This window comes from Fibrobacter succinogenes subsp. succinogenes S85, from assembly GCF_000146505.1.
Classification (GTDB): domain Bacteria; phylum Fibrobacterota; class Fibrobacteria; order Fibrobacterales; family Fibrobacteraceae; genus Fibrobacter; species Fibrobacter succinogenes.
The window spans coordinates 1011251-1037488 of record NC_017448.1 but is presented as its reverse complement, the minus strand read 5'-3'; the positions used below and the strand labels follow the sequence as shown (position 1 = coordinate 1037488).

At 49.1% G+C, this 26238-nt stretch carries 24 protein-coding genes and 1 tRNA gene; 12 read left to right on the top strand and 13 right to left on the bottom strand.

Annotated features, from left to right (window positions below):
* Window positions 1–8 precede the first annotated feature (8 nt).
* Complete coding sequence (locus tag FSU_RS04445; RefSeq protein WP_012820354.1) at window positions 9–1934, top strand: LTA synthase family protein; 1926 nt, start codon at window positions 9–11, stop codon at window positions 1932–1934.
* On the opposite strand, the gene FSU_RS04440 is transcribed toward FSU_RS04445, so the two are convergent.
* Window positions 1931–3328, bottom strand: a complete 1398-nt coding sequence (locus tag FSU_RS04440; protein ID WP_157747929.1) for an LTA synthase family protein — start codon at window positions 3326–3328, stop codon at window positions 1931–1933. The genes FSU_RS04445 and FSU_RS04440 overlap by 4 nt on opposite strands.
* Window positions 3329–3593: 265 nt before the next feature.
* Between FSU_RS04440 and FSU_RS16270 the strand changes: the two genes are divergently transcribed.
* The 5 genes from FSU_RS16270 (at window position 3594) to FSU_RS04420 (ending at window position 7529) form a co-directional block, all read left to right on the top strand.
* Window positions 3594–3758, top strand: coding sequence for a hypothetical protein (locus FSU_RS16270; RefSeq protein ID WP_157747928.1), 165 nt, complete (start codon window positions 3594–3596; stop codon window positions 3756–3758).
* 266 nt (window positions 3759–4024) lie between these two features.
* Window positions 4025–4927: an aspartoacylase gene (locus tag FSU_RS04435; protein WP_012820352.1), complete on the top strand. Its 903-nt coding sequence runs from the start codon at window positions 4025–4027 to the stop codon at window positions 4925–4927.
* Between the two features lie 113 nt (window positions 4928–5040).
* Window positions 5041–5685 (top strand): hypothetical protein, encoded by a 645-nt coding sequence (locus FSU_RS04430; RefSeq protein WP_012820351.1) that lies wholly within the window; start codon window positions 5041–5043, stop codon window positions 5683–5685.
* Between the two features lie 5 nt (window positions 5686–5690).
* Window positions 5691–6659: an HAD-IIA family hydrolase gene (locus tag FSU_RS04425; RefSeq protein ID WP_012820350.1), complete on the top strand. Its 969-nt coding sequence runs from the start codon at window positions 5691–5693 to the stop codon at window positions 6657–6659.
* A 75-nt stretch (window positions 6660–6734) separates the two neighbouring features.
* Window positions 6735–7529, top strand: a complete 795-nt coding sequence (locus FSU_RS04420) for an RsiV family protein (RefSeq protein WP_012820349.1) — start codon at window positions 6735–6737, stop codon at window positions 7527–7529.
* Window positions 7530–7565: 36 nt separating this feature from the next.
* Here the strand turns inward: FSU_RS04420 and FSU_RS04415 are convergent.
* A tRNA-Gly gene (locus FSU_RS04415) sits at window positions 7566–7638 on the bottom strand.
* 71 nt (window positions 7639–7709) lie between these two features.
* Here FSU_RS04415 and FSU_RS04410 point away from each other — a divergent pair.
* On the top strand, window positions 7710–8336 hold the full coding sequence (locus FSU_RS04410; RefSeq protein ID WP_012820348.1) for a hypothetical protein: 627 nt from the start codon (window positions 7710–7712) through the stop codon (window positions 8334–8336).
* Between the two features lie 36 nt (window positions 8337–8372).
* Here the strand turns inward: FSU_RS04410 and nudC are convergent, their stop codons facing one another.
* From nudC to FSU_RS04380, 6 genes are all read right to left on the bottom strand, one after another.
* Window positions 8373–9203 (bottom strand): NAD(+) diphosphatase, encoded by an 831-nt coding sequence (nudC, locus tag FSU_RS04405; protein ID WP_012820347.1) that lies wholly within the window; start codon window positions 9201–9203, stop codon window positions 8373–8375.
* A gap of 7 nt (window positions 9204–9210) precedes the next feature.
* Window positions 9211–10152 (bottom strand): glycosyltransferase, encoded by a 942-nt coding sequence (locus tag FSU_RS04400; protein ID WP_012820346.1) that lies wholly within the window; start codon window positions 10150–10152, stop codon window positions 9211–9213.
* A gap of 9 nt (window positions 10153–10161) precedes the next feature.
* The gene (locus FSU_RS04395) at window positions 10162–10863 is read right to left on the bottom strand and encodes a glycosyltransferase family 2 protein (RefSeq protein ID WP_049858415.1); all 702 of its coding nucleotides are present in this window, start codon (window positions 10861–10863) and stop codon (window positions 10162–10164) included.
* A 2-nt stretch (window positions 10864–10865) separates the two neighbouring features.
* Window positions 10866–11732, bottom strand: a complete 867-nt coding sequence (locus FSU_RS04390; protein ID WP_012820344.1) for a glycosyltransferase family 2 protein — start codon at window positions 11730–11732, stop codon at window positions 10866–10868.
* Between the two features lie 117 nt (window positions 11733–11849).
* Window positions 11850–13748, bottom strand: a complete 1899-nt coding sequence (gene speA / locus FSU_RS04385; RefSeq protein ID WP_012820343.1) for a biosynthetic arginine decarboxylase — start codon at window positions 13746–13748, stop codon at window positions 11850–11852.
* A gap of 164 nt (window positions 13749–13912) precedes the next feature.
* Window positions 13913–15187, bottom strand: coding sequence for a saccharopine dehydrogenase family protein (locus tag FSU_RS04380; protein WP_012820342.1), 1275 nt, complete (start codon window positions 15185–15187; stop codon window positions 13913–13915).
* A 711-nt stretch (window positions 15188–15898) separates the two neighbouring features.
* Between FSU_RS04380 and FSU_RS04375 the strand changes: the two genes are divergently transcribed.
* Window positions 15899–16087 carry a hypothetical protein gene (locus FSU_RS04375; RefSeq protein ID WP_012820341.1) on the top strand — a complete coding sequence of 63 codons (189 nt, stop codon included), beginning with the start codon at window positions 15899–15901 and terminating at the stop codon, window positions 16085–16087.
* Window positions 16088–16103: 16 nt separating this feature from the next.
* Entirely contained in the window at window positions 16104–17144 is a 1041-nt protein-coding gene (locus tag FSU_RS04370) for a polysaccharide lyase (protein WP_012820340.1), read from the top strand.
* 81 nt (window positions 17145–17225) lie between these two features.
* On the opposite strand, the gene rbr is transcribed toward FSU_RS04370, so the two are convergent.
* Window positions 17226–17765 carry a rubrerythrin gene (gene rbr, locus FSU_RS04365; protein ID WP_012820339.1) on the bottom strand — a complete coding sequence of 180 codons (540 nt, stop codon included), beginning with the start codon at window positions 17763–17765 and terminating at the stop codon, window positions 17226–17228.
* Between the two features lie 297 nt (window positions 17766–18062).
* On the opposite strand from rbr, the gene FSU_RS04360 reads away from it, so the two are divergent.
* The 3 genes from FSU_RS04360 (at window position 18063) to cysK (ending at window position 21169) form a co-directional block, all read left to right on the top strand.
* Window positions 18063–18896 (top strand): TIGR02147 family protein, encoded by an 834-nt coding sequence (locus FSU_RS04360; RefSeq protein WP_012820338.1) that lies wholly within the window; start codon window positions 18063–18065, stop codon window positions 18894–18896.
* Entirely contained in the window at window positions 18889–20178 is a 1290-nt protein-coding gene (locus FSU_RS04355) for a hypothetical protein (RefSeq protein WP_012820337.1), read from the top strand. The genes FSU_RS04360 and FSU_RS04355 overlap by 8 nt, the downstream gene beginning before the upstream one ends.
* Window positions 20179–20248: 70 nt before the next feature.
* A complete protein-coding gene (cysK, locus tag FSU_RS04350) occupies window positions 20249–21169 on the top strand; it encodes a cysteine synthase A (RefSeq protein WP_012820336.1) in 921 nt (306 codons plus the stop codon).
* 103 nt (window positions 21170–21272) lie between these two features.
* On the opposite strand, the gene FSU_RS04345 is transcribed toward cysK, so the two are convergent.
* From FSU_RS04345 to FSU_RS04330, 4 genes are all read right to left on the bottom strand, one after another.
* The gene (locus FSU_RS04345) at window positions 21273–23066 is read right to left on the bottom strand and encodes a CotH kinase family protein (RefSeq protein WP_012820335.1); all 1794 of its coding nucleotides are present in this window, start codon (window positions 23064–23066) and stop codon (window positions 21273–21275) included.
* Between the two features lie 173 nt (window positions 23067–23239).
* A complete protein-coding gene (locus FSU_RS04340; RefSeq protein ID WP_012820334.1) occupies window positions 23240–24355 on the bottom strand; it encodes a TrmH family RNA methyltransferase in 1116 nt (371 codons plus the stop codon).
* 84 nt (window positions 24356–24439) lie between these two features.
* Complete coding sequence (locus FSU_RS04335; protein WP_012820333.1) at window positions 24440–25024, bottom strand: 5-formyltetrahydrofolate cyclo-ligase; 585 nt, start codon at window positions 25022–25024, stop codon at window positions 24440–24442.
* A gap of 23 nt (window positions 25025–25047) precedes the next feature.
* The gene (locus FSU_RS04330) at window positions 25048–26184 is read right to left on the bottom strand and encodes a ribonuclease D (RefSeq protein WP_244263717.1); all 1137 of its coding nucleotides are present in this window, start codon (window positions 26182–26184) and stop codon (window positions 25048–25050) included.
* Window positions 26185–26238: the final 54 nt, after the last annotated feature.

Sequence of the window (26238 nt, the reverse complement as noted above, 5' to 3'; positions counted from 1 at the left end):
TGATAATTATGCTTCGTTACTATTGGTTCTTCTTTGCGCTCATTTTGGCGTTAGGGCGTTTTGCTCAGTTATGTGCTCTTTACATGATGGATACACCTTTGGGAGGGCCTTTAGTTTCGAATTTCAATCGTTTCTTGTGGTATGCGCTGTATTCCGAGATAGGCCTTGTCATGGCCGTGGCTCTCGTCTTTTGGGGCGTTTCGAAAATAGTTCGGGGCAAGGGCTATACTGTGGTCAAGGTTGTTTCGCTTGTTCTTGCTTTCTTGTATCTTGTGCTCAGTGCAACGAATGACGAAATCATGCGCTGGATAAGCCAGCGACTGACGCTTTCGTATATAAGAACGTATATCTTTGCGTTTACGGATACGGGACTTGTTTCAACTATTTTTGCAGGTAGCGCATTCCACTTTGTTCTTTCGGCGTTGATTGTTGTCGCTTTTATGGTCGCGCTGATTTTGTACGTAAAAAAATACGACCTTGCAGAAGCTTCCAGCTTGCCGTTTGATAAAAAGTCCGCCGGGGCTGTCGCTTTGATTTTTGTGCTTGCCGTTGTCGGTTGCACGTCGCATTTGTGGTTCAATCCATCGAGCAGACGCTGGGACCGTATTCGCCCTGTCGCCTATACGCTTGTGGAAAACGTTTTTGAGACGTTTGAAATGAGCGATCCCGGAGAGCATTACCGTGAAGGCATTATTGCTTTGGGCGGAAATCCGGACCAAAAATATCCGTTCTGGAAAGAAGCGAAAGACGAAAAAGCTTCGATGGAATTTTTCAAGGCTAAACCGATGGAAGAACGCCCGGACATTATCGTTTTGACGATAGAAAGCCTTCGCGGATGGGCGCTTGACATGCGAATTGAAGAAAGTTGCAATCGCTTCCGTAATTTGTGCAAGCTCGCAAGGGGAGGCGCTTATTACCCTAACACACATAGTGTTGGATTCCCGTCGATTGAGGGCCTTCTGGGCATTATGCAGGGCGTTTTCAGTTTTCCGCAAGGCATTTTCTTGAACAGTTATCCGAACACAAAAATGCGCTCTATTTCTGAAATTCTTTCTGAAGCGGGTTATTACACGGAAGTCCTGATTGGTTCTGAACCGAATTTTGACAATAGCCTGGTTTGGTTCCAGAAATGGTTTGATTTTTATGAGTACAATGCAGAAAATGAAAACGATGTCGCTTTAGCAAAGCGCTTTGTTGAACTGTACCGCGAACGCCCGGCTGATAAGCCTCTGTTCTTCCATTGGATGAGCCGCAGCATGCATACAACGTTTGACTTGCCGCCTGATATGGGGCCGAAGCCGGAAGACCTTGACGAAGCGTATCTGAAAGCGACTGCTTATATGGACAGTTCTCTTGGCATTATTTTGGATGAAGTTGAAAATGGAACACGTGCTAGAAATACGTTGTTTGTTCTTACGGGTGATCATTCGCTTCTGAACGGCAAGCAGTCCCTCTTGACAGAAAAGCTTGGCCAAATTTTTGACGGCTTTACATGGGTGTCCTTGATTTTTAACGGGCCGGGAATTGAACCTGCTGTGATTGAAAATCCTGTTTCGCAGGCGGATCTTGCGCCATCGCTGCTAGGATACTTGGATATCAGTGCGTCCAATCATTTCATGGGTGTTGATTTGCTGGGGAAGGGGATGCCTGCTGTAGGTGCTTTCCCGCCTGTGTTCTCGTTCCGTTTTGGCGATATGGCCATGAGGCGAGATTCTCTCACGTATTTGCTCCCGCAATGCACAATCTCGGATTCCGTGATGGTTTTCAAGAGCTATCTAAAGCCCACATGGAATACGTCCTCGCTTGTGGCGGGGTATGGAACCGGAATGCCTTTTGCGATGGATGCTGCGATGAAATCGGAAATTGGCCGCACGATGCAAGCTGCCGCCATTGCTTGGCGATACATTGTCTATAGCAACTTGCTAATGCCTTAAAGTCCCTTCTCTAGCGAATAGTCGGCTAGTTTTACGAGCGAGTCCAGTTTTCCGCGGAGGCGCTTGACCACATCCTCATGCTCTTTTGAAACTTCTTTGTCTTGGCGCGTGTCGCCTTCGGCAAACAGCCATTTTTCTTCTGTAGATGGCTTTGAAATGAGACGGTAACTGTCAAGACCTATAGCTTTGACTCCCGTGTAGGCCCCTAGCGAATAGCCCTCGCCGTGACCTCTCAGAAGGTTGTGGCCCATGAAAATGTTCGGGACTGCGATACCGGCAAGCTCAAGAATCGTGGGGGCGATATCCATTTGCGAAGCCGTTGCGGTATCGCGTGCAGGTTCAATGCCTTTACCGTGGATGAGGAACGGAATCCAGGTGGCGTTTGAAAATGCGTAGCCAGTCATTGTCGAGGAACCGTTTTCTCCAAGCGGGAATCCGTGATCCGCCATGATGATGACGTATGTATTTTGATACCAGTCCTTGTTTTCGATGGCGTGAATCAGTCTTGATACTTGCCTGTCCGCGTAAGCCATGGTGTAATTGATGCGTTCCGTTAGCGGTTTTTGCTTTTGTTCTTCGGTCATGCCTGCGGCAAAGTTGAACGGGTAATGGTTTGAACGCGTCATGAGCGTTGCGAGGAACGGTTTTTCTTGTGAGCCGAGCGTATCCCTGATGAAACTGATGGCGTGGTCAATGAACGTAGAATCGTCTTCGCGACTGCGGTCGTAATGTTGCGCTGTGTACCATTTGGACATCCATACGCCGAGATTGTCCCAGGCCGGGTCCGCCGCCGACATGTAATGCGTAGTGTAACCGGAATCCGTAAGCGTTGATGCAAAACTCGGAAGATTTTGTTGTACGAGATCTGTTGCCGCCGAAAGTGTGGAATGGTCCGAAATGCCGAGGTGTGTCGTAAGGACTCCTCCCGTTGTCGGTAGCCCGCTTGTGTGCATGCGTTCCCAAAGACGCGAATTGGCGGCAATGGAATCGATGAATGGCGTGGGCGAAGGCTTTAAATTCGGATTGAGGCAACCGACGTTCAAACCGCGCTCGGATTCCATGAGAATCAAGATAAAGTTTGGCTTGAGTGATCGTTGCTGCTTTAATTGTTCGCTTTGCAGAAGTTCCTGCTTTGGAATGCGGTAGAGAGGGAGTCCGTTGCTTTCCTTTGCAGATGAAAATTCCCAAAGGCTGTCGCCTTCGAGGCGTTGCCAAAGTTCTTGGTACATTTTTCCGTAGGCGAGGAGCTCGCCGTCGGAAAATTCAGTTTTCTTTTGGATTTCAAAGAGTTCGCGGTAAACCGTGCTGACTACAGGACGTAATTTTTTCAGTCGTCCGTGTCCTGTCCAGATAACATTTATGAATAAATATGAAATGACATAAAAGATGACCATGAAAATGGAAAATTTTTTTACCGAAGTGAATTTGCGCAAATATAGTTTGTATAGGAAATACGTTATGGGAATGACAAGCGCGAACATGAAAAATTGAATAAATGGAATTGAATTGTCATTGGCTGAATAGTCCCAGAACATGCGGAATGATGAAACGTCTTTGTAGGTGTTCGCCAGTCCGAAAGACAGATGGCAACCGAGGAATCGCATCAGTTCATGGTCAAAAATGGTAGCTATCAAAAGAATAGAATGGAATACTGCGTATATGATGGTCAAAGTTTTTGCGGCTGTGACTCGTTTCTTGGTCGCTGCTTGGAATGCTGCGCCGATAATCATGAAGACGACGAGTGAATTGCAAATCCAAAGAAAGTCTAAGGTGATTGCATGGAAAATATACCAGTCGGGCTTTGAAACGAATGGAAAACCGTAGGGATTGTTGCGGAATAACAATAATATGCGAAGAACAATATGAGTACACCAAACGGCAAGCGAAATATAAGCGATGTTTTTGTAAGGCGCTAAAAGATCTTTTATTTTGTTTAAAAAATTCTGAATCATGTTAGAGAAAATAGTAAAAAAAGCAATGTTCAAAAGAGATGAAACGATATAGGGGCTTTTTTTGCGGATTATGCGCATGTATTGGCTACGACTTGTCGTGGATGAACTTTAGAATTTCTATAATATGGATGTATGAGTATGATAAATACAATAGTCATTGCTGGTGGAACGCATGGCAACGAACGCACGGGCGTGAGTCTGGTCGAAAAGTGGAAGGCTCATCCTGAATGTTATAACACGCTTTGTAAATCGGCGACGGTTGATGTCGTGCTTGCAAATCCGGAGGCGGTTCGCCTTAATCGCCGTTACTGCGACCATGACTTGAACCGCGCATTTGCTCAGACTTGCTTGGATATGTCCGTGGAGCCTGCGCAGTACGAATTCCGCCGTGCTCGTGAACTCAATAAGATTTATGGACCTAAGGGCGAAAATACGCGCACCGATCTGATTTTGGACGTACACAACACGGGCTCGAACATGGGCTATTGCCTGATTCTTTCGACTCGTGACCCGTTTACGATGAAGGCTTCGGCTGTGCTCACGCAAGAATTCGAGGATGCCTGGATTTATTACCAGCCCGAAGAACGTAGCGCTTCGCCGTACTTTGGAACGGTCGCCAAGGCGGACGTGTGCATTGAAATTGGCCCGCAGCAGCATGGAACGCTGAATGCCGCCATTTTTGAACGCTCCGAAAAGCTTGTGAAACGTTATTTGGAACTCGCTGAGGAATGGAACCGTGGCGAGTTGCAAAAGCGCGCCCCGATTAAGGTTGAAGTTTATACGCAATTGCGCGACCTGGGCTACCCGAAGCCGCAGGGCGGTGGCGCCATACAGGCGATGATTCACCCGGAATTGGATGGTCACGATTACCGCGAACTCAGACAAGGCGACAAGCTTTTCCGCACGTTTGATGGCAAGGACATCTTGTTCGATGGCGAACCGGACGGCCGCTCGGTCTACCCGATATTTATCAACGAACCCGCGTACTACGAGAAAGACATTGCCATGAGCCTCACGGTGAAAACTGTGGAAGAATGGTAAGATTAGACGAAAGCCCGCTTCGCTGGTAGACGTGAGACGAAAGTAAATGCTGTGGCGAGGGTCGCGGAATTTCTCTTTTTCTACATTTGTACAGTAAAAATTAGAGGTCTGATATGGCAGAAAACGAAGAAGAATTGAAGTCTATTACGGGCGAAGAAAGCCTGAGCAGTTTTATGGAACTCGTGCAGAAGTTGAAGGACGAACCTTGGACTTCCCGTTTGAACGATATTCTGGATGCCTTCGAAGACTTCTTGACGATCCGCCCGGAACCGCCTCAGTCCTGGCAAGACAACTATGCCGCTAGCGGTAAAAAGTTTGACTACTACCAGATTGTGTTGCCCGAAGATTTCCAGGACCCGTACGAAGATGACCTTGGAAACATCAACCGTTTGCGTGGTGAATTTGCTCGTGTGCCGAGCACGATGGCTCTTGAACATGAACTCGTGAGCCGCAATTACTTTATTTTTGAAAACGGCCATGCCGAACCAATTCCTGCTCCGCGCCCGATTCTGATGCTTGAAAGCAAGGACCGCGCTGATGATGAAGAACCGCAGGAAGGCGATATCACATGGGATTGCTGCATCTCGATTTTTGCGGATGGCAGCTATGTGGCCTACAATCTCGATCACGATGACGAAGAAGAACTTGGCGAAGATTTCAAGGTTGTTTTTGAAAAGCATATTGATACGCTTTCGAAGTTACAGCTCGTGATTCCTGTGGAAGGTCGCGATTACGGCATCCTCCGTAGCGACGCATAATCGCTATGGATAAATTCGAAACAGAAATCTACCTGCGTTACAAGCAAATTATACAGAGTTCGGTCGCTCTCGCCCCAAAAGAGTGTATGCCCGAGACGCGCCATGTTCATATGGCGGATTTGTTGGACCGTTACGATGCTTTTTGCTTTGACGGCTACGGCACTCTCTACAATCGTGGGAGCTTTGTTTACCCTGGTGCGATGGACTGGTTCCAGATGCTCCGCCGAGTAGGGAAACATCTCCGATTGGTGACGAACGCAGCCTCGGATATTGATGAAGTTTTGGCACGTGATGCGGACAAGCGTGGTTTTGATTTCTCGACGGAAGAGACTATTTCGTCGGGATGTCTATTGCGAAAGCTCGTGGAGCGCCTGCGTCGCGTTGAATGCGCGGATGGAAACGCTGCGAAGCCGCTTGAATTGCGCGAGGTCTATTACATCGGTCGTGAAACGGGCAGGAATGTTTTGAAAGCTTGTGGAATTACCGCAGTTGCGATGGATGCAGAACCTGCCGAGCCGATTGTCGCGATTTCTTCGGCGAAGGATACTCCAGAAACTTATGCGCGCGCGGTCAAGATTTTGCAACGTCCGGGTGCAATCCTTCTCGTGCTGAATTCGGATGCTTGGGCTCCAAAAATTCCAGATGAAAATGGCGTGACTGTTCGTGAATCTGTTTCAGGTGCTCTCTCGGAACGTTTGCGCCGTGATTCTATCTGCGACGCCAATGGGGGTGAGGGCTGCAAAACTTATTACTTGGGCAAGCCTTTCCCGCAGATTTGGGAACGTGTCAAAGCTTCGCTTCCGTCGGGCTCTCGCGTGCTGATGATTGGCGATACGCTTGGAACGGATGTATTTGGCGCAAAAGTTGCAGGCTTTGATTCCGCGCTTGTTGTCGGTCGAAATGTTCCCGCTGCAGAATTGGAGGCTGACGAATCCGCTCTCGGAATCCGTCCGGATTATTATCTGGAACCGTAATTCTTGAAATTTTTTTTATTTTCTAGTTTACCTTTTCCACTAGATGAACGATAATACAATTGGAGGACCGGAAAAATGCGTATTCGCCTTTCTTGTGTTGTTGCTATTTGTTTTTTAGCGGTGTCGGCCGCTTTGGCTGCGAACGTGGCTGTGCAGACTTATGAAGCGCAGAGTAGCTGCAATTATTATGACTCTTATATAAATGTCGATTATCCTGTTGGTGATTCTAGTGTTGTGGAACCGCTAAAGGAATGGATGGATTCCACCTTGTATTGTAATGGTAAAATTGGGGTAGGGGAGAATCCTATTGCAGGGTGCTTTGATAAATGCAATGTAAAGTATGCAATGCTGCGGGAAGACTTTGATTTTTGGGAGATAGAGGACTTCAGTGGCGGTTATGATTCTATTTGGGTTATATATAAATCGCAGACGCCAAGTACGATAACGTATGAAGTGCAAACGAATGGGTATAATTTCGGGGCTGCGCATGGATGGTTTGATCATCCGGTCTATGTCCTTTTGAAAGGGCATGCAAAACCCTTAACGTATGAGGATATTTTTACGACCACTCGTGCGGAAATGATTGAGTATCTTAGTTATCTTGCGAGAGTGGAACCGAGCAATCAGCGTGATTGTGGTGTGCGTTGGACCATTGAAGAAATTGATCGCGTGTATCCTTCTGCGGATGGGATTGTTTTCTTGTGGCACACGTATGCGGTTAATTGCGGTGCTTGCGGCAATGTCGAGTTTGTTTTGCCCTATGAGCGGTTCCACGGAATGTTTCGCCCGGAATTCGAAAAAATTATGAAAGAAATCAAATGGCGGTACGGGTGGAATGTGAATTTTGGAGTTCCTATGTATTGGGAATAAAAAAGAAACCACCGAATAGGTGGTTTCTTAACTTAGAGCGGGAAAAGGGTCTCGAACCCTCGACATCGACCTTGGGAAGGTCGCGCTCTACCAACTGAGCTACTCCCGCATGGGTAGTCTTAATTTAGTAAAATTAGGGGGCTTGTAAAGGTATGCCTTCTTTTTTTCTATTATTGAAATATGCAAAATCTCAAGTTTAAATCTGTTTGTGGCGTAGTGGCGCTCGTTTGTCTTGTTTCGACGAACATTGCATGGAGCGAGGGCGGTTCAAAACGCGGCTTTTTTGATAGTTTCGTAAACTTCTTTACGCCGAGTGGTTCTGTGCAAGGCGAAGGTCCTATATTTGATGAACTTAAGGGCGTCGAAACGCAAATCGATAAGATTGAAGTTCAGTATTCTAGAGAACGCCGTCCGGGCAATAAGACGCGCTACCGCAAGCAGTTGGATAGCCTCCGTAATGTACGTGATTCGCTGATTACAGTGATTGAAAAAATGCCGTCTGGGGTGAACGTCGCGCAATCAAGTGCCGCTCTTTCGAGCGCTGCGCAGTCTAGCTCTAGTGTTTTGCTGAATACGGCAGGCTCGAGTGCGTCAAAGCCGATTTTGTCTGCGGCAGTTCCCGCAAGCAGTGCTGCAAATGTTGTTTGCTCTCGCGATACGGTCTTTGTCCACGATACGCTTGTCGTACGTGATACGGTCGTTGTTCACGATACGTTATATGTCGTACTTGCAAACAAGCCTGAAGCAGCGTCCAAAGCTTCTCCGAACAAAGCGAAAAAGAAAGCCGAAAAAGCTTCGGAAAAGTAACTGAAAAAATGCGCGGCTTCTCGGCCGCGCTTTTCATTATTCCTTAATCGTATATCCCGAGCGGAAGTTTTCGATCAAGCAACTGCTGATGCTCACGCTCGTGTCGTATTCGGGAATGTCCTCGCGTTTGACCCAAGTGGCGCAGGCGAGTTCCGCTTCTTGCATGTGAATCGTCGGATCTCCATCAAGTTCTGCAGTGTAGCCCGAGATGAGCGATTCCGAGAACGGCCACGGCTGGCTGCCAAAGTACTTGATGTTCTTGACGCGGACTCCCGCTTCTTCCAGAACTTCACGCTTGACCGCCTGTTCGAGCGATTCTCCGATTTCTACGAATCCAGAAATCAGGAACATGCGCGTCTTGTCCGGATTGTCCAAATTGCGAGCCATTAAAAGCTCGTTGCCATTGTGAACAGCGACAATCACGACCGGCGAAATCTTGGGGTAGACCGTGTTCTTGCAGCTGGGGCAAATCATGGAACGTTCCTTGAGCCCTCGCATCATGAGACATCCGCATTTACCGCAGAACTTGTTCAAGCTTTCCCACTTGGCAATGTGTGCAGACGTAGCGCCGCCGAGGCGTTCCAAGTGACTTTCAAGTGTGCGGAACGTGCGATTGCCACGGAATTCGTAACCTTCCGGAATTTCCGGCAAGTTCGAATTGCACAAGAAATAAGCGTCACTATCAATGCTAATCAAGTAATGGCATTCGCATTGCGGGAATTCGCTCACACGCGGAATTTCGTAGTTGTCGCCAGCCTTCTTGAAAAGCGTTTGTTCGCCATTGAAAATAATCAAGTAGTCAGTGGGCTTGGGGGTGATGTCTTTAAATTCGTTATCTAACTTGTGCGGAGCGATTTCGTGAATCATAGGATTTTTATTTCTTATTGAAAAATTTTTTTGCGGTCGAGACGCCCACGAACGAGAACAGAATTCGTGCAATCATTTTGGGGGCGCTGTGAACCTGCGGGTAGATGTTGCGCGCGTTACGGACAATCCACACAAACCAAAGCGGTGATAAAAACGCATGGCTAAAGCGCAATTCCAGGAACTGAACGAACTTGTCCAAGAATCGGCGGCTCTCGTCCGGCAGTTTTTCAAAAACGCTTGAGCCTCTTACTGCCTTTGCCCATTGCAAATTCGTCTGTAACTTTTCACTCCAAGTCTTGTTGCCTTCGCCGATGGCGTTATTGCCATGAATACGGTATTGAATAACTTTGTCTGCGATGGCACGGTAGCCGTTTTCTGCGGTTGCGCAAAGTGTAATCCACTGGTCATGTACTGGCACGTCTTGCGGAATCGGGAGTACCGTCTTCAAAAGCCTAGCCTTGAAAGCAACCATGCAACCGGTAACATTCGTGTAGCCTGTAAGGAGCGCTTGTTGGCTCAAGTGCTCAACAATGCACGCCTTCTTGCGCCAAGATGAATCTGTGACGACTCCATCTCCATCAATAATTTCGGCATCGCCAAAAATCATGGAATTGTCATCAATCTTCTGGCTCATCACTTCCAATTTATTTGGGAGCCAAATATCATCCTGGTCAGCAAGGAAAATCAAATCATCGTCAGCGAGTAATTTGCTTGCTTTTTCCAATGCCGTTGAAAATGATGCTCGATGACCTCTGTTCTTCTCAAACTTTGTGATTTCTAGCGGGAGCTTGTCTTTGTAACGTTCCAAGATTTCACATGTAGAATCTTTGGAACCGTCATCCACCGCAATTATAACATCGGCTTGTTTCGTCTGCGCGACTAAAGAATCAAGCATCTGTGCGAGATACTTTTCGCCGTTATAAGTTGCGAGTGTGATGCAGATTTTCATGCTCAACGCCTAACGCCAAAGGATATGCCACGCAAGGTAAGCGCGGTATGCAATTCTAAAATAGAGACTGTTCGTGCTCTTGCCGCCTGTGAACGAAACGGTGTTTTCGTGACGGCGGTAAAGCTGCAAAACTTCGTCTTGGTAGCCGCACTTGAAATGCTTTTGTGCATAGTACGAGACCCACAAATCGTGTGCGACGACTTTCGGCGGGAACGGCATGCAAGCGTCCTTCACCTGCTTGGTAAAGCACATGCAAGCTCCAAGCCAGCAATTGTTGATGATGTTTCGCAAGAGCGATTTTTTCATCGGCCATTTTTCATCGTAATGGCGTTCTTTGATCACGTTCAAGTTGGCATCGACGAGCGAACAGTTGCAAAGAATCGTGTCATAGCCGCCTTCCGTGAGGAACTTTTCCATCTTGTCGAGCTTGCCCGGCAACCATACATCGTCCTGGTCGGCAAAGTAAATCAAGTCGCCCGTGGCCTCTCGCATGGCGTTTTCAAAGTTGTGCGCTACGCCGTGATTTTCGTTGTGGAAAATTTTGATGCGAGGATCGTTGTAGCTTTCAACGATTTTCAGAGTGTTGTCTTTTGAGGCGTCGTCAGAAACGATGAGCTCGTCATCTTCTCTAAGTTGCGGAATAATGCTGTCCAGCTGTTCCTTGATGTATTTGGCGCCATTGTAGGTCGCCATGCAAATGCTTCTTCTCATACCTAGAACCAACTATACAAAATTTTGTACATCAAGAACTTTAAGTACGATAATCCGAAATCCTTGTGGAGCAATTTTGCGACTTGGAAGAACTGTTTTTGCCCTGCGCGTGCGATGGCACGTGCGAAAAAGCCTTTGCGGGCTTGATCTGCGCCAAGCGTATTGCTTGTGTGCTGGCGGTAAAGAATCGTCGCATCATCGAGAATCGAGATGACGCCGCCTTTGAAGTGGACGCAAAGGGCGACCCATTCGTCGTGCATGGTAGCGCGAGGAGACATCGGGAGTGCTGCCAATTTTGCGGCGCGGTTGAACATCATCGTGCAACCGGTGACCACGTGGCGCACACTAATTAATTCTGGGTGCTTGCGGAAAACGTCAATTTTCAAATCTTTGTTGAACGATTCCGAAAGTAAATTAAGTTGTTCGTCAACAACGCCTAAATCCGTCGCTACGAGAATCGGCACGTTTTTCTCGGCTGTTCCACCCATGACTTCTTTCGGGGCATTGGCTACAGCCTTCTCAATTTCCTTCATCCGAGCAAGAGTTTTCTCGATTTTCTCCAGCATCCAAATGTCGTCTTGGTCGCAGAACATGTAATACTCGGAATCCACATTTTCGAGCAAATACATAAAAGACTTCGCCGCACCCCTGTGCTTTTGCGAGTCTTTTAAAATCGTAACTCTGTCTGGAAACATTCCGTGAAATTGCTCGACGATTTTCATCGTATCGTCCGAGGAACCGTCATCACGAACATACAAATGGAACTGTTTACAAGATTGCTGGAACAGCGATTCAAGCTGTTCCCAGATGTACTTGCCGCCATTGTAAGTGGCCAGCAAAACCGCAATCTTGTAGTTGTTCTTTATCATTGTAATCTCAAGACTTAAAGGGAGTGGGGTATGGGCTCGGGCCTTGCGGCCCTTGGGCTATGGGCGGATTTTCCCGCCTACAGTCCTGTCTACGGCCTACTTCCTACTGTCTACTTCTTACTCCAGATACGTGTACCCGTAAAGTCCGGAACGATAGATGTTCAAGAATTCTTTGCCTTCCTGAAGCGTAATCTTTCCTTCCTTCACAGAGCGCGTGACCCAGTTTTCCATGTTGCGGACAAGAGCCTTGTCGCTGAAGTTCACGTAGTCGAGCACGTCTTCCACGGATTCACCGTCAATCACCTTGTCAATATCGTAGCCGCCCTTGTCGTTGCAGACAATATGCACAGCGTTCGTATCGCCAAAGAGGTTGTGGAGGTCACCGAGAATTTCCTGGTATGCACCGACGAGGTAAACCGCGATAAAGTACGGTTCGTCCTTCTTGATCGGGTGGAGAGGAATGGTGCGTGCCACTTCGCCACCGCGAACGAACATGTCAATCTTGCCATCGCTATCGCAAGTCACGTCCTGAATCGTCGTCTCAATCGTCGGCTCTTCGTCCAAACGCTGGATCGGCATAATCGGGAACACCTGATCCACGCCCCAGCTGTCCGGGAGGCTCTGGAAAAGGCTGAAGTTGCAGAAGTACTTTTCGGCAAGCAAGCGTGGGAGTTCGCTCAATTCATATGGCGGATGGCGCAAGTCGCGTGCGAGCAAGTCCACCTTGCGGGCGATGCTCCAGAACAAACGTTCGCTCATAGCGCGCGTCTGCAAATCCACGTCGCCCATCTTGAAACCGCTCAAGGTGTCGTCGTTAATCTGCATGGCATCGTGCCAGCTTTCGAGCAAGTTCTTCGGAGAAAGGCTCTTGTAAATGCCGTACAAGTCCTTCAGTGCTTCCGGCGCGTCATCGCTAATCTCGTGAACGCTTTCGTCAAAGAATGCCTGGCCAGCCGTTTCCAAAACGTTGAATACCAAAATGGAATGGTGAGCCGAAAGTGCACGGCCCGATTCCGCAATGATATTCGGGTGAGGAACATCGGCGTTTTCGCATGCTTCGAACATCGCGTACACAACGTCGTTTGCGTATTCCTGGATGGAATAGTTCACGGAACTTGCGTTAGAACTGCGCGTGCCATCGTAATCGACGCCCAAGCCACCGCCCACGTCCACGAATTCAAGGCCCATGCCCATCTTTCTAATTTGAACGTAGAACTGCGACACTTCGCGGAGTCCATTCTTGATATGGCGAATGTTCGTAATCTGGCTGCCCAAGTGGAAGTGGATGAGCTTCATGCAGTCTTCCATCTTCTCTTCTTTGATGTAGTCGAGAGCTTCCAAAAGTTCAGAACTGTTCAGACCGAACTTGCTGTGGTATCCGCCGGATTCTTCCCACTTGCCACTGCCAGAGCTTGCAAGCTTGATACGGATGCCGATGTTCGGGCGCACGCCGATTCGACGAGACAAGTCAACAACCAAGTGAAGCTCGTTCATCTTTTCGACGACAATGAAAATCTTCTTGCCCATCTTCTGTGCGAGGAGTGCAAGCTCGATAAAGTCTTCGTCCTTGTAGCCGTTGCAGATAATCAACGCGTCCGGATTTTCCATGTTCGCAAGTACCGCGTGGAGTTCCGGCTTGGAACCTGCCTCGAGGCCGATGTTGAACTTGGAACCGTGACTCACCACTTCTTCCAAGACCGCGCGCTGCTGGTTCACCTTGATCGGGAAGATGCTGTAATGGCCACCTTTGTAGCCATATTCAGTCGTCGCCTTCGTGAAGCACTCGTGAATCTTTTCGATGCGGCTGTCCAGAATATCCGGGAAGCGCAACAACACAGGAGTCGAAACATCGCGCAAGGAAAGTTCCTGCACGAGCTCGTAAAGGTCAATGCTCGGACCGCCATTCTTGATCGGCGAAACCGTCGCGTGACCCTTGTCGTTAATGTCAAAGTAACTTACGCCCCAGCCCTTTACGTTGTAAAGATCTCGGGAATCGTCAATGCGCCATTTTTTCATTTACAATCCTTCGGATTGAGGAATTGGGCTATGAGGTCGTTCGCTCCGCTCACTTTGAGGTCGGGAGCCTTGCTCCCTCTGGGCTATAAATTGTGCCGAAGGCACCTAACATAACCCCAAAGCGACCATAGGTCGCGTGCTCATACCTCATAACCTCACAACCTCTAATCCACCAGCACCGGGTTGAAATCTTCGTTCCACGGGAGACCGTACTTAGTGAGGGCTTCCATGAACGGATCCGGATCGAACTCTTCGACCGTATGCACACCCGGCTTGTTCCACTTGCCCGTGAGCACCATCATGGCACCGCACATGGCCGGAACGCCAGTCGTGTAGGCGATAGCCTGGCTGCCGAGTTCCTTGTAGCATTCCTGGTGGTCGCAAACGTTGTACAGATAGTAGGTCTTGTCCTTGCCATCTTTCTTGCCCTTGAAGATGCAACCGATGTTCGTCTTGCCCACCGTGCGAGGACCGAGGCTTGCCGGGTCCGGGAGGAGAGCCTTGAGGAACTGGATAGGCACAATGTCCTGACCCTGGAACTTGATCGGCTGCGTGCTGAGCATGCCCACGTCTTCGAGGCAACGCATGTGGTCGAGGTAGCTCTGGCCAAACGTCATGAAGAAGCGGATGCGCTTGATGCCCGGAATGTTCTGGGCGAGGGATTCAATTTCTTCGTGGTGGAGGAGGTACATGTCCTTCTTGCCGACCTGTGCGAAGTTGTATTCACGCTTGATGCTCATGGCCGGGATTTCAACCCAGTGGCCCTTGCCGTTCTCGTCCGTGTCCCAGTAGCTGCCCGGAGCAGAAACTTCGCGGAGGTTGATTTCCGGGTTGAAGTTCGTTGCGAACTTGTAACCGTGATCGCCGCCATTGCAGTCGAGAATGTCGATTTCTTCGATCGTGTCGAACTGGTGCTTCAAGGCGTAGGCGCAGTATGCCTGAGAAACACCCGGGTCAAAGCCGGAACCGAGCAAAGCCGTGAGACCTGCCTTTTCAAACTTTTCTTTGTAAGCCCACTGCCAGCTGTAATCGAAGTAGGCGCTAAAGCCCTTTTCCTTGCAGCGCTTGTCATAAACCTTGCGCCATTCCGGATCGTCGATGTTTTCCGGCTCGTAGTTCGCCGTATCCATGTAGTTCACGCCACATTCAAGGCATGCATCCATGATGGCGAGGTCCTGGTAGGGGAGAGCGATATTCATCACCAGGTCCGGCTTGTATTCTCTAATAAGAGCAGAGACGTTCTCGGCCTTGTCAGCGTCCACGGCGGCAGTCGTGATGACCGTCTTCGTATTCGGGCGGAGTTCCTGAGCCAACTTCTCGCAATTTTCGCGATGACGGCTGGCGATGCAGATTTCGCTAAAAACTTCGCTGCAGGTGCAGCACTTCTTGATAGCAACTGTGGCAACGGCGCCACAACCGATAATCAATGCTCTTGCCATTTTTTGTTTGTTCCTCATTTGTTGAGAGTTAATCCATCGGGATGGCGATCCCGGTAGAGAATGTTACTGATGGAAAATGTAGGAACTTTTTCGTGCTGCGTGCGGAGCTGGGCGCATAACAAGCCTGTTTTGCATTGTTCCTGAGCACTTCTTTCATGTCATTCCCCACTTGATGGGGAATCTCCTTGCACGAGACATGTATGGGGCGTTCCCTTGCCCACGGGCAAGGTCGGGCTATATTCTAGGGGCAACCGCCTTCGCTACGCTCGCCGCTCACCTCCTAGAACGGAGCCTTGCTTGTGCAAGTCTCCGCTACACCGTGGTCACTATCCCTAACAAAATTTATCTGTATAAAACAACTACAAATATTAAAATTTGTAGTCGTTTCTTTAAAAACTTTTCAACCAAATTCGGAATATCTAAACATTTTCCGTATTTCCTTAAAAAATGGTTTGGAAATGACAGGGGCTGAATCATTTATTTCCGAATACAGCCGTTTTAACTATTTGTCAAATAATAATGCATTATAGCTGTTTTCTCGTAAATTTGGCGAATTTTATTTGCTTTATCCCATTCCTGATTTGTCAAATTATTGGATTTTTTGACAAAAAAGAATCCATAGCGGTGTGATCCCCACTACTCCCATTCCTAACAAAAAATGGTATTTTAAAAAGACTTCACGATCACCTCCAACGAATAAGGAACCATTTTATGCTTCAGAAATTGTGGAATAAGTGCAAAAAATGCGGCTGCGATAAAGTTGAGGATTCTGAAAAACTTTGCGAATCTTGCAAAGAAAAACGTCGCGAATTTTGGAGCGATATCAAGAAAATTGTGGGTGTAGGCGGTGCCGCCTTTTTAGTGCTTATCGCCGGTGGCAAAATGACGAAAAAATCCTAAATTCATTCTTCGGAATATGAATAAGTACGCGTTTTTCTTGCTTTGCGCTTCTGCGGCTTTTGCTCAAACTGCAGATACGGTCTCGTTTGTCAACTTCGAAAATCGCGAAGTTGGTGTTTATGGCAATGCGGAGGCTAAGGAAGATTTCAAGCGCAACACCACGGATAAAAGCTGGTGGTATGCGATGGACAAGAACAACGGCGAAAATTCCAAGATTGTCTATGACGGCGTGGCGCACGGCAATGTGTTGCAACTCAAGTACCCCAAGGGCTGCGTTGGTCCGAATGACAATGATACTCCCGCGTGTGCGGCGCAAATCATCCAGCCACTTGTGAAAACTGCCGATACGATGTGGAGTGCGTACGATATTTTCTTCGAGGACGGTTTTGAATTCCAGTTGGGAGGCAAGCTTCCGGGGCTATGTGGCGGTAAGTGCTACACGGGGAACGCGATGCCCGAAACGGGGGATGGCTGGAGTGCGCGAATTATGTGGCGCAAGGGCGGGAACGCTGTTCAGCTGATTTATTTCATGGGGCAAAAATCTGAATACGGCGATGATTTCAAGTGGGATCTCGGTGGTAAAAATCCGCAAGCGCAATTCACGATTGGCAAATGGCATCGCATAGTCAATAAAGTCTCGATGAATACGGTCAAGACTCCTGGCGCGGGCGACAAGAACGGTCGTGTGCAGGCGTGGCTTGATGGCGAGCTCGTGCTAGATGTCGATACGCTCAGGCTCCGCGATTATGATACTTTGCATGTGGACAAGTTCTATCTTTCCACGTTCCATGGCGGGAGTAGCGCTGAATGGGCTCCGACACACGATAACTTTATCCGATTTGACAATTTTACGGTTTCAACCGATTCTATCGCTGTGTCGCTTGACAACGCGGGCGGTGTTGGCTTGAATAAACGTTTATGGCGAGAAAATCGCCGTGCAGATTCAAAGCCTGTTGAGATCTATCGCGTTAATGGTTCGCGTGTTGGTCGTGGCCTACACACTGAATCCAAAACGCTGCCGCTCAAGAACGGCAGACTCGTAAAAGTAGTGCAATAAAAAACACCGGATTTCTCCGGTGCCTGTATTGTGAATTTAATTGTGACGAGCTGCGCGGCATCTTGCTGCGACACTCGGCTCTTAGAAATTGTCTTCATGTACCTCGAAGTAGGATTGCGGGTGAGCGCAGACGGGGCAGACTTCCGGGGCCTTTGTACCGACCACGATGTGTCCGCAGTTGCGGCATTCCCAAACCTTGACTTCGCTCTTTTCGAAGACCTTGGCCGTTTCCACATTTTTAAGGAGGGCGCGATAGCGTTCTTCGTGCATCTTTTCGATGGCGGCGACCATGCGGAACTTCTTGGCGAGAGCGGTGAAGCCTTCTTCTTCAGCGGTCTTCGCGAAGCCTTCGTACATGTCGGTCCATTCGTAATTTTCGCCTTCGGCGGCAGCCTTCAGGTTCTGGGCTGTGTCGCCGATGCCTTCGAGTTCCTTGAACCAAAGCTTGGCGTGTTCCTTTTCGTTGTCAGCGGTTTTCTGGAACAATGCAGCGATCTGTTCAAAACCGTCTTTTTTGGCGCGGCTTGCAAAGTAGGTGTACTTGTTGCGGGCTTGGGATTCGCCTGCGAAAGCTGCTTCCAAATTCTTTTCGGTCTGGGTACCAGCGTATTTATTTGCCATAATAACTCCCTTAAATTGATAGGTTTACTTTAATATACACTCATTTTGTTGCTGTGTGGGAATTTTTATGACGCATTTTTGTAATAAGTTGGAGTAAACCGATTTTGTTAAATGATACGGGGTGTATCTTTTAGAATTTAAAAATGAAAAATATTTATTAAAATCATTAAAAATTTGAAATTTTCTTTAATTTTGTATCATTTTAATATTGCGTGTGGTCCGCTGAAAATCTAAATTTATTCATGTAAAGTTTGGGACCGCATCTTGTTTACTAACCACCAACCACTAATCACTAACATGAAACCGATAACAGAATATAAGGATTACCGCCTGTACATGCAGGACTTTTACGAAGAGCGTAAAAGGACGAGCGCATTTTCGTGGCGTGAGTTTTCCAAGCTGGCGGGGTTCAAGTCGCCGGTTTACTTAAAGCTTGTTTGCGAAGGCAAGAGCAGCTTGAGTTTCGTTAAGATGGAACAGGTCGCACATGCGATGGGGCTTGCGGGGCACGAGTTTGCTTACTTCACGCAAATGGTCAAGTTCGGCAATGCAACGAAGGACTCTGTGAAAAAAGAGGCTCTCCTTGAAATGCAAAAAATTGCTCGCGAGCATCAAGTGCGCGTTGTCGATGCGGAATCTTTTGAATTCTATGAGTCGTGGAAAAATCCGACGATTCGTGAACTTGCTCCGATGATGCCTGGAAAGCGCCCGCTCGAAGTGGCGAAAGCTTGCCATCAGGTGATTTCGGCAGAACAGGTGCGTGACTCGCTTGCGTTCCTGGTGCAGACGGGGTTTCTCAAGCGCGAGGCGGAACATACTTACGTGCAGACGGAAAAGACTGTCATCGGCACAAAAGAGTCGCTTCCCATTGCGGTTCGCGGAATGCACAAAGAAATGGCTTCGCTTGCGAGAACGGCTATCGACAAGTTCCCGATTGAAGAACGTCATTTCACGGGTGCAACGCTTGGGCTTTGCGAAGAAGCCTACGCCCGCATTTCGCAGGAATTGGACGCGTTTGTACGCAAGGTGGCAAACATCGCTGCTGAATATGAAAACATCAACCAAGTTTATCGACTGAATCTTCAGTTGTTCCCTTTAACAAAAAAGGTCGAGGAGGAAACCAATGAATAACGTAATTAAATTCACCATGGTGGCGAGTGTTCTCGCTTTAATGGGCTGTACCGATAGCAATGTCAGTGGAGCTGCGATTGAGGATAATGCTGTTGCTCAAAACAGCAGTTCGTCGAAAGCAAACGGCAGTAGCAATTCGATGAATGGACCTTCTCAGATTGTCTTTTCCACCAAAGCAACAGAGGTGTTGAATGTTGACAATGCCGATATTTCTGTCTATGGCGAAGAAAACGGCGCTGAAGCGGGTTGCACGGCTGATGGAAAATCTTTTGAGGCAAAACTCAAGGTGAATGATGGCCTTGTTGAAAACTCCATAGAAATGAAAAACTTTGGAAGCTCTTGTGATAGCGTGCTTGCGGAATTTGTCGCATCGTGCCAATCCAGGGCGCTTGTTTTCAATGGTAGTAATAACAAAGAATCCTGTGATGAAAATGGCGATGTGACGGCCTATTGTTTTGATGATAGAGCCGTTGCTATGACAAAATGCACGAATAATGTTCCTGGTACTTGCTCGACTAAACCTGCAAAAACCACCATCGATTTCAATGAACTCTTTAAGGATTTCTCGAAGTTCTCGGGTGAAGTGTGCAACGCTATTTCCAAAGGTGCAAGCTCAACGACGGGGCGTTTTACAACTCCGTCTTCAACATCTCGCGATATGTCTAGTTCAAGTACTGAACCGCCGGATCCGGATACATTGAACGTAATTGCCATACCTAGGGACACTACCCCCATCGACACCGCTGCATTCACACTTGACAAATATACGGTGCAATTTACAGATGATCCGAGCGAGCTTTCGTTCGACGAACATGTACTAGCCTACAACGGAGGTCTCCCCTCAACGGCATATTTAGACGAAGACATTGAACAGAATCGTTCCGGCATCAATCCATTTTTGAAAGAAATCAACGTTTCTGATATCGGCAACTATTTCCCAATGACGGCATCCATTGTCGGAAACAGAACTCCAAAGGAAAACTGCAAAACATTCCTTGTTTTGAGTCACGATGGAGCGCAACCCACAGGACACGTGTTGAGCAAAATTTCTAAAGGGAGCATCGAAATATCATCTGTTAATCCGGGAGGACCATGCATGCAGACGGCAATGTACTTCCCGATTGCATTCCTTGTCGAAGATTGCGACGGCCTCCTTGACGAAAACACAGAACTTTCGTACAATCGATTTACAAGTAAAACTTGGGCCTGCGAAACATTGGGTAGCCCAACCAAGAAAGCGAGAGCATACGGTGAATGGTACCGTGCAGACTTGGCAAAATAAATCAAGTATCAAGCCGCTCTCTTTAAATTAATTCTAGATTGTTCTCCGTACAGTACGGAGAACTTTTTTTATGGCTATTTATAACAACATTCTCGAAACGATTGGCAATACGCCGCTCGTCCGCATCAATAAGCTCAACAAGGGCGATGCCGAAGTCTATGTGAAACTCGAAATGTTTAACCCGCTCGGTAGCGCAAAGGACCGCGTGGCGCTGAACATGATTAATCGTGCCGAACAGGAAGGCAAACTCAAACCGGGTGCGCTCATCATCGAGCCGACGAGCGGTAATACGGGGGTTGGCCTTGCTTATGTCGGTGCAGTCAAGGGCTACAAGGTGGTGCTCACGATGCCCGATTCCATGAGCATGGAACGCCGTATGCTTTTGAAGTCGCTTGGTGCCGAAGTGGTGCTGACCGAAGGTGCAAAGGGCATGGCTGGCTGCATCGCGAAGGCAAATGAAATCGCAGCCGCTAATCCGGGTAGCTTTATTCCGCAGCAGTTCGACAATCCGGCAAATCCCGAAGCGCATTACCTCACGACCGGTCCAGAAATTTGGCGCGATACGGATGGCAAGGTGGATGTGTTCATCGCGACTGCTGGTACGGGCGGAACTGTTTCTGGCACGGCGAAGTACCTCAAGGAAAAGAATCCTAACGTCTATGTGATTGCGATTGAGCCGGACGATTCTCCGATGATTTCTAAGGGTGTTGCGGGCCCGCACAAAATTCAGGGCATCGGTGCAAACTTTGTCCCCAAGAATTACGATCCGAAGGTTATTGACGAAGTCTACCTCACGAGCACCGAAAAGGCGGGGAACGCCGCTCGTGCTGCCGCTGCCGAAGAAGGAATCTTCGTCGGGATTTCGTCGGGTGCCGCTCTCGAATGCGCTCTTACTGTCGCAAAACGCCCGGAATTCAAGGGCAAGCGCATTGTCGCAGTGCTTCCGGATACTGGTGAACGCTACCTCAGCACCTGGCTCTGGAACACGTAATTATTTTGTCATGCCCGCCACCGCGCGGGCATCATCCATGAATAGGAAAATGCCGACTCCCGTGAGCCGGCATTTCTATTAAGTGAGGAATTCATTAAGAAGTTTATTTAGAAAGCATTTTGCCGTTAAGCGTTGCTATCCAGTGCTTGTTTCTTGCCTTGGACGGAATCTCGATATTGGTCGTTCCCGCCTTGATCTGCGTCTTGTACAGAACAGCACCATTCAGATCGACTAGAGCAAACTTGCCGCCCATATCCGTGTGGATTTCGAGGTAGTTGCCAATGACCACGAAGAAGTTTGTCGGAGACAGTCTGCTGAGATCGTCATAGCGGATGCCCATCGGAATGGAATCTTTGTCCTTGCCGTCGTTCTGCCAATCGGGTTCATGGATTGACGGATCTACAGGAGCCATCGCAATGGGGGAGGCCGGTTCCTTGAATCCAAGCTGTTCGTCCATCCACTGCATTCTTTCTTTCATCTTCTTGCGGAGATGTTCAAATTCTCCATCCCACGTGGTTGCGTTGTAGCCACCCATAGGCATGCCAAAGCCGCCACTGCTGCTATTGCAGTATTTCATTGGCTGCGGGTCCGCATCGTTCTGACCGCTTGATTTGCCCAAGTTCGGCCAGCGCTTGAAGTTTCTGTCAGCTGCGTTCTTGAGGTACGTCTTCATGGAATCGAGGTAGAGATCCAAAGTCTTGGTGTGCCAAACGCCACTGCGGAGTTCTGCCCAGCGTTTCTTCAATTCACTTTGGTAGTGACTGTCCTTCCACATGCCAAGGAGCCAGTTTGGGGCCTTGAGGGAGCTACCCATGCCCCACATGCCGCCATTGCCTGACTTTTGGCTGTTTTCGATTTGCCAGCCGCTTGTGCCGGAACTTCCGAAGCCGTTTCCGCCACCACCGAAACCACCACCGAAGCCGCCGCCCCACATGCCACCGCCGTTATTGCCACCGCCATTTTCGGGCTGGCTGCCATTACTCATGGCGAGGTTAAAGTCCCAAGCCGGGCCAAGTGTTACCTTGCCTTCCGTCTTGACTCCGTTCTTGTCGGTTTTGTCCTTTGGCTTGTGCAAGAAGAAACTGCACCAGTAGGAGTCCGCGTTGTTTGTCACTTCTTCGTGCAAGACGTAGTCCAGAGCCGATGTCATATCCACGTAGTTTTCATAGCCTTGACCGTTCTTGCCGTTCTTGAACAAGCCTTCAAGATCGTTCAGGTATTTTTTCAGGTAATCTTCCTGTTGCTTTTGGATGTTTTCCTTTTTGGGGTAGTGCAAAATGACGTTTAAACCGTCAGAAGTGTTAAAGCCTTCCTTTTCGATGGGGCCACTGCCTGCGCCACCGGTGTTGGTGCCCGTTTTGTCAAAAGCCCAAATGTAGCCGCCGGTGAGGCTATCGCCTGCGATGTCGGTTTCTTTAAGCTTGCTCACGTTCACGCGATACTTGCCGCGTTTGATTTTTTCAATAAGCACGTACACGCCGCGGTAAACGCCGTTGATGTACAAGTCAAAATGCTTAGTGCGTGGGCTGTAGTGGCCTGCTTGTCTAAAGAGCCAGTGGGCGAGAGCGTTTCGCATCATGCTCTTGTCTACATAAGGACCATGGAAAACCCAGTCGTCTGCAGGCGGGAGCCCGAACAGGCTGACGTCAAGACCTTCACCTTTTTCGTCACGGACTTCTACGCCATAGCCTGGCTTCGGAAACAAGGCGGATGATTGCCCTCTTACCTTGATGCCAATGTCATAAAGCGTGCCTTTGGCACTGTCTGCAACGGAGTTTTTTTCTCCATCGAGCACGCGCATTGTTGCAGGAATTTTTTCGGTGACATTTTTGTCAAGGCATTTGCCTTTGGTGTCAACGAAAACAATCGGTAAGTCGTACGTTTGCGCAAGGGACATCCCTGCCGCAAAGCAACACGATAATAGGGCTTTTTTTATCATAATGTATCCACACTCCTTATCCATCTCTTCTAAAAATAAATGCACCCTCGTTGAAAGGGTGCGTTTATTTCTGTTTACACGTTGTTTGTGTTTACAACTTTACAACGGCTAATTTCGCGCTATTGTGCAAATTATGCTTTGATGCGCAAGCGAGCGTATTCGTAAAGGCCGAGCGAAAGGGCTACAGATGCGTTGTACGAATGAGCTTCGGGCTTCATCGGGATGCGGAGTACGGCGTCGCATTGCTTCTTGATGAACGGGGGCAGGCCTACGTCTTCGCCACCGACGGCGAGCACCACGTGGTCTGCAAAGTCGAATCCGGCGAGGTTTGTTTCGGTGTCGGCATCGAGCCCGAGAATCTGGTAGCCGGCCATTTTGAGTTCACCGATGGCGCCTTCAAGGTTGTCCGGACGGCAGATGCGGAGTTTTTCGAGTGCGCCTGCAGAAGTGCGGGCGACGCTCGGGGTAATGCCGCACATGCCCTTTGCGGGGAGGAGCAAAATGTCAACGCCCAAGGCGAGCGAGCTACGGATGCAAGCTCCGAGGTTACGCGGGTCTTCGATGTTTGTGGCAACGGCGATGAGCTTCTTTTCGCCCGTGTCACGGGCTTTGAAGAATTCTTCGCGGACGTCCATCCAGTTCAGGAGTTCCTTCTCGTTCATGAGGGCGACGACGCCGTGGTTCGGGCGGGCGTAGCTGTCGAGAATCTTGGAATCGACCTGCTGCACGTGCACGTGGGCGCGCTTGGCGAGCTTCTGGAGTTCATAGAGCTTCGGGTTGCCGGACTTGTGCATGAAGAGTACGCGGTGGACCTGGAGCGGGTTCTTGTTCAGGAGTTCTTCAACTTCCTTGATGCCACCGACGGCAACCTGCGGGGCTGCATCGGCATCACCGACTGCTGGCACGAAGTTTTCCTGGTTAGCACGGCTTTTGTCGAATTCGCGGCGTTCGCCAAAATTGCGCTCGCCTTCAATGCGCTTCGGGCGGTCGCCGAAGCTCGGACGGTCGCTGTCGAAGCGGCTCGGGCGATTGGCGAAATCGTCGCGGTCGCGACGGAGGTGTGCCTGGCTTCCGATGCCACCACGGCGTTCCTGTGAAAATTCGCGACGTTCGGGTGCGCGTTCAGGTTCGTCCGGATGTTCGCGGTTGAACTTCGCCTCATCGAATGTGGGGCGTGCTGTGCGTCCAAAGTGACGCTTGCGATCGTTACCAAAACCGCGACGGCTGTCGTCATTATTGAAACTCATTTTGTGAATCTCCGTGATTTGTTAAAGACTTTTCTTTTGCGTTGTCATCCCGGATTTATTCCGGGATCGCCAATGTTGAGTCGGTTAATACTTTTCTCGGCAGGCGATGACCGTGTGCATTTTCACATCGGTTTCTTTCTGCTCTAGCGGTTCCTTGGAAAGTTGCGCCGGAGTCATAATCCCTGCCTTAAATGCGTTTGGGTATTTGGCGAGGAACCTGTCGTAGTATCCCTTGCCGTGTCCTTGTCTGCTCCCGTCCCAGTTGAACTTTACGCCTGGGACCAGGAACACAGGAATGTCGCCTTCAAACTTCTCGATGCCTTCGCGGGGCTCCATGATTCCATAGTGCCCCTTGACCAGGTCCTTCTTGAGGTTTGCAATCTTGTAGAAGTGCATGATGCCGTCTCCTTCGCACTTTGGGAGCAAAAGGCGTCCTTCGGTGGCTAGTTCCTCGAGAATCGGCATGATATTCGGCTCGCCCTTCATGGGGTAAAAAGCCGCGATGTTCCTTGCATCGTGGTAGCCCGGAATGTCGTGGATTTCTTGCCACGGTTCCTTGATGATGTCATCGCCCTTTTTCATGCGACGCATCTTCAAGATCATCTCAACAATGGGGCTGCTGCCGAAAATCAGCAACACTAAGATTACAATAACGATGGACGCGGCCATTTAAAAACCTTTATTTTGAGGCTCTATTCTTCGTCGCCAATGCGCTTTGCCGTCGGCAACTTGTCACGCAAAATCTCGTTCCAGAGGCCTTGCTGCCAGTGCATCAAGTGCGCTTCTTCGTAGCGTTTTTCCCACGGAATGTTTCCCGGAGCGGCAAGCCAAATCAGCTGAGACTTGTTTGCGAGGAGCGCTGCATCGATTTTCAGTTCTTCGGCCTTTTCGTCACGCCACGTTTTAAGCGCGTTGAGCAAATCCGAATGCGGGATGACTGGCGGTGGTGGAGCCTTCGGAAGGCGCATCGGCCAATCGCATTCCGGAACAGCCACAGCTGTGCGCAACATGTTCAAAAACGAATCTAGACGGTCGCCCTTGAAATTGCGGGGGAGCTTTGGCAGGAACGTTTCGCTGACTTCCGGGAAATGCGAATTCTGGGCATTCACAATCGCAAGCATCAGTTCGGACTGCATCACCTTATAAGGTGGACGGTCGAGTTCTTCGGCCTGCTTTTCACGCCATTCCCATAAGTGTTTGAGGATGTTCAATGCGCAGGGGCTGTAAATGCTGGAACCCGTAATGCGCCACGGATCTTTTTTCGGGGCGTTCGGGGTCCTTGCGTGTTCGATAAGCGTGTTGCACTGCTCCGTGAGCCAGTTCATGCGACCGGCCTGTTGCAGCTTTTCTGCTAAAATGGCACAAAGTTCGTGAAGGTAGAACGTATCGTGGATGGCGTATTCGCACATGTCCAGCGAAAGTGGTCGAATCGTCCAGTCGGCTCTCTGGTTTTCTTTCTTGAGCTCGTCGCCAAAATATTCCTTGACCAAATCGGCAAGCCCGAGGTGCTGTTCGCCCAGAATCTTTGCGGCAAGCATCGTGTCGAAAATGCTCTTCGGCGAAAAGCCGTAAGTCTGCCACAAAAGTCTGAGGTCGTAATCTGCACCGTGGAAAATCAGCGTCTGCATTGCACGTGCCTTGAACAGCGGTGCAAGGTCCAGCCCACAAAGCGGGTCCACAATATAATGGTGTTCGCCAATGGTAATCTGGATAAGACAGAGACGAGCCGTGTAGTGGTACATGGAATCCGCTTCGGTGTCGACAGCGGCCATGTCATAAAGCTCCAAATCAGCAAGCAAGTTTGCGAGCGATTCTTCACTATCTACCAATATGTATTTCTCGTCTTTAATCATTTGACAAGGAAATGTAATAAAAGAAATCGA

Excerpts from the sequence above, each read along its gene's own strand:
- FSU_RS04400 (WP_012820346.1), bottom strand. The coding sequence starts at position 10,152 with ATGAAAATCTGCATCACACTCGCAACTTATAACGGCGAAAAGTATCTC.
- FSU_RS04345 (WP_012820335.1), bottom strand. The coding sequence starts at position 23,066 with ATGTCCCTTGCGCAAACGTACGACTTACCGATTGTTTTCGTTGACACC.
- FSU_RS04390 (WP_012820344.1), bottom strand. The coding sequence starts at position 11,732 with ATGATAAAGAACAACTACAAGATTGCGGTTTTGCTGGCCACTTACAAT.
- FSU_RS04425 (WP_012820350.1), top strand. The coding sequence starts at position 5,691 with ATGGATAAATTCGAAACAGAAATCTACCTGCGTTACAAGCAAATTATA.
- FSU_RS04380 (WP_012820342.1), bottom strand. The coding sequence starts at position 15,187 with ATGGCAAGAGCATTGATTATCGGTTGTGGCGCCGTTGCCACAGTTGCT.
- FSU_RS04410 (WP_012820348.1), top strand. The coding sequence starts at position 7,710 with ATGCAAAATCTCAAGTTTAAATCTGTTTGTGGCGTAGTGGCGCTCGTT.
- rbr (WP_012820339.1), bottom strand. The coding sequence starts at position 17,765 with ATGGCAAATAAATACGCTGGTACCCAGACCGAAAAGAATTTGGAAGCA.
- FSU_RS04395 (WP_049858415.1), bottom strand. The coding sequence starts at position 10,863 with ATGAGAAGAAGCATTTGCATGGCGACCTACAATGGCGCCAAATACATC.
- FSU_RS04440 (WP_157747929.1), bottom strand. The coding sequence starts at position 3,328 with ATGGTCATCTTTTATGTCATTTCATATTTATTCATAAATGTTATCTGG.
- FSU_RS04340 (WP_012820334.1), bottom strand. The coding sequence starts at position 24,355 with ATGAGTTTCAATAATGACGACAGCCGTCGCGGTTTTGGTAACGATCGC.
- FSU_RS04355 (WP_012820337.1), top strand. The coding sequence starts at position 18,889 with ATGAATAACGTAATTAAATTCACCATGGTGGCGAGTGTTCTCGCTTTA.
- FSU_RS04435 (WP_012820352.1), top strand. The coding sequence starts at position 4,025 with ATGATAAATACAATAGTCATTGCTGGTGGAACGCATGGCAACGAACGC.
- FSU_RS04430 (WP_012820351.1), top strand. The coding sequence starts at position 5,041 with ATGGCAGAAAACGAAGAAGAATTGAAGTCTATTACGGGCGAAGAAAGC.
- FSU_RS04360 (WP_012820338.1), top strand. The coding sequence starts at position 18,063 with ATGAAACCGATAACAGAATATAAGGATTACCGCCTGTACATGCAGGAC.
- nudC (WP_012820347.1), bottom strand. The coding sequence starts at position 9,203 with ATGATTCACGAAATCGCTCCGCACAAGTTAGATAACGAATTTAAAGAC.
- FSU_RS04375 (WP_012820341.1), top strand. The coding sequence starts at position 15,899 with ATGCTTCAGAAATTGTGGAATAAGTGCAAAAAATGCGGCTGCGATAAA.
- speA (WP_012820343.1), bottom strand. The coding sequence starts at position 13,748 with ATGAAAAAATGGCGCATTGACGATTCCCGAGATCTTTACAACGTAAAG.
- FSU_RS04370 (WP_012820340.1), top strand. The coding sequence starts at position 16,104 with ATGAATAAGTACGCGTTTTTCTTGCTTTGCGCTTCTGCGGCTTTTGCT.
- FSU_RS04445 (WP_012820354.1), top strand. The coding sequence starts at position 9 with ATGCTTCGTTACTATTGGTTCTTCTTTGCGCTCATTTTGGCGTTAGGG.
- cysK (WP_012820336.1), top strand. The coding sequence starts at position 20,249 with ATGGCTATTTATAACAACATTCTCGAAACGATTGGCAATACGCCGCTC.
- FSU_RS04335 (WP_012820333.1), bottom strand. The coding sequence starts at position 25,024 with ATGGCCGCGTCCATCGTTATTGTAATCTTAGTGTTGCTGATTTTCGGC.
- FSU_RS16270 (WP_157747928.1), top strand. The coding sequence starts at position 3,594 with ATGATGGTCAAAGTTTTTGCGGCTGTGACTCGTTTCTTGGTCGCTGCT.
- FSU_RS04420 (WP_012820349.1), top strand. The coding sequence starts at position 6,735 with ATGCGTATTCGCCTTTCTTGTGTTGTTGCTATTTGTTTTTTAGCGGTG.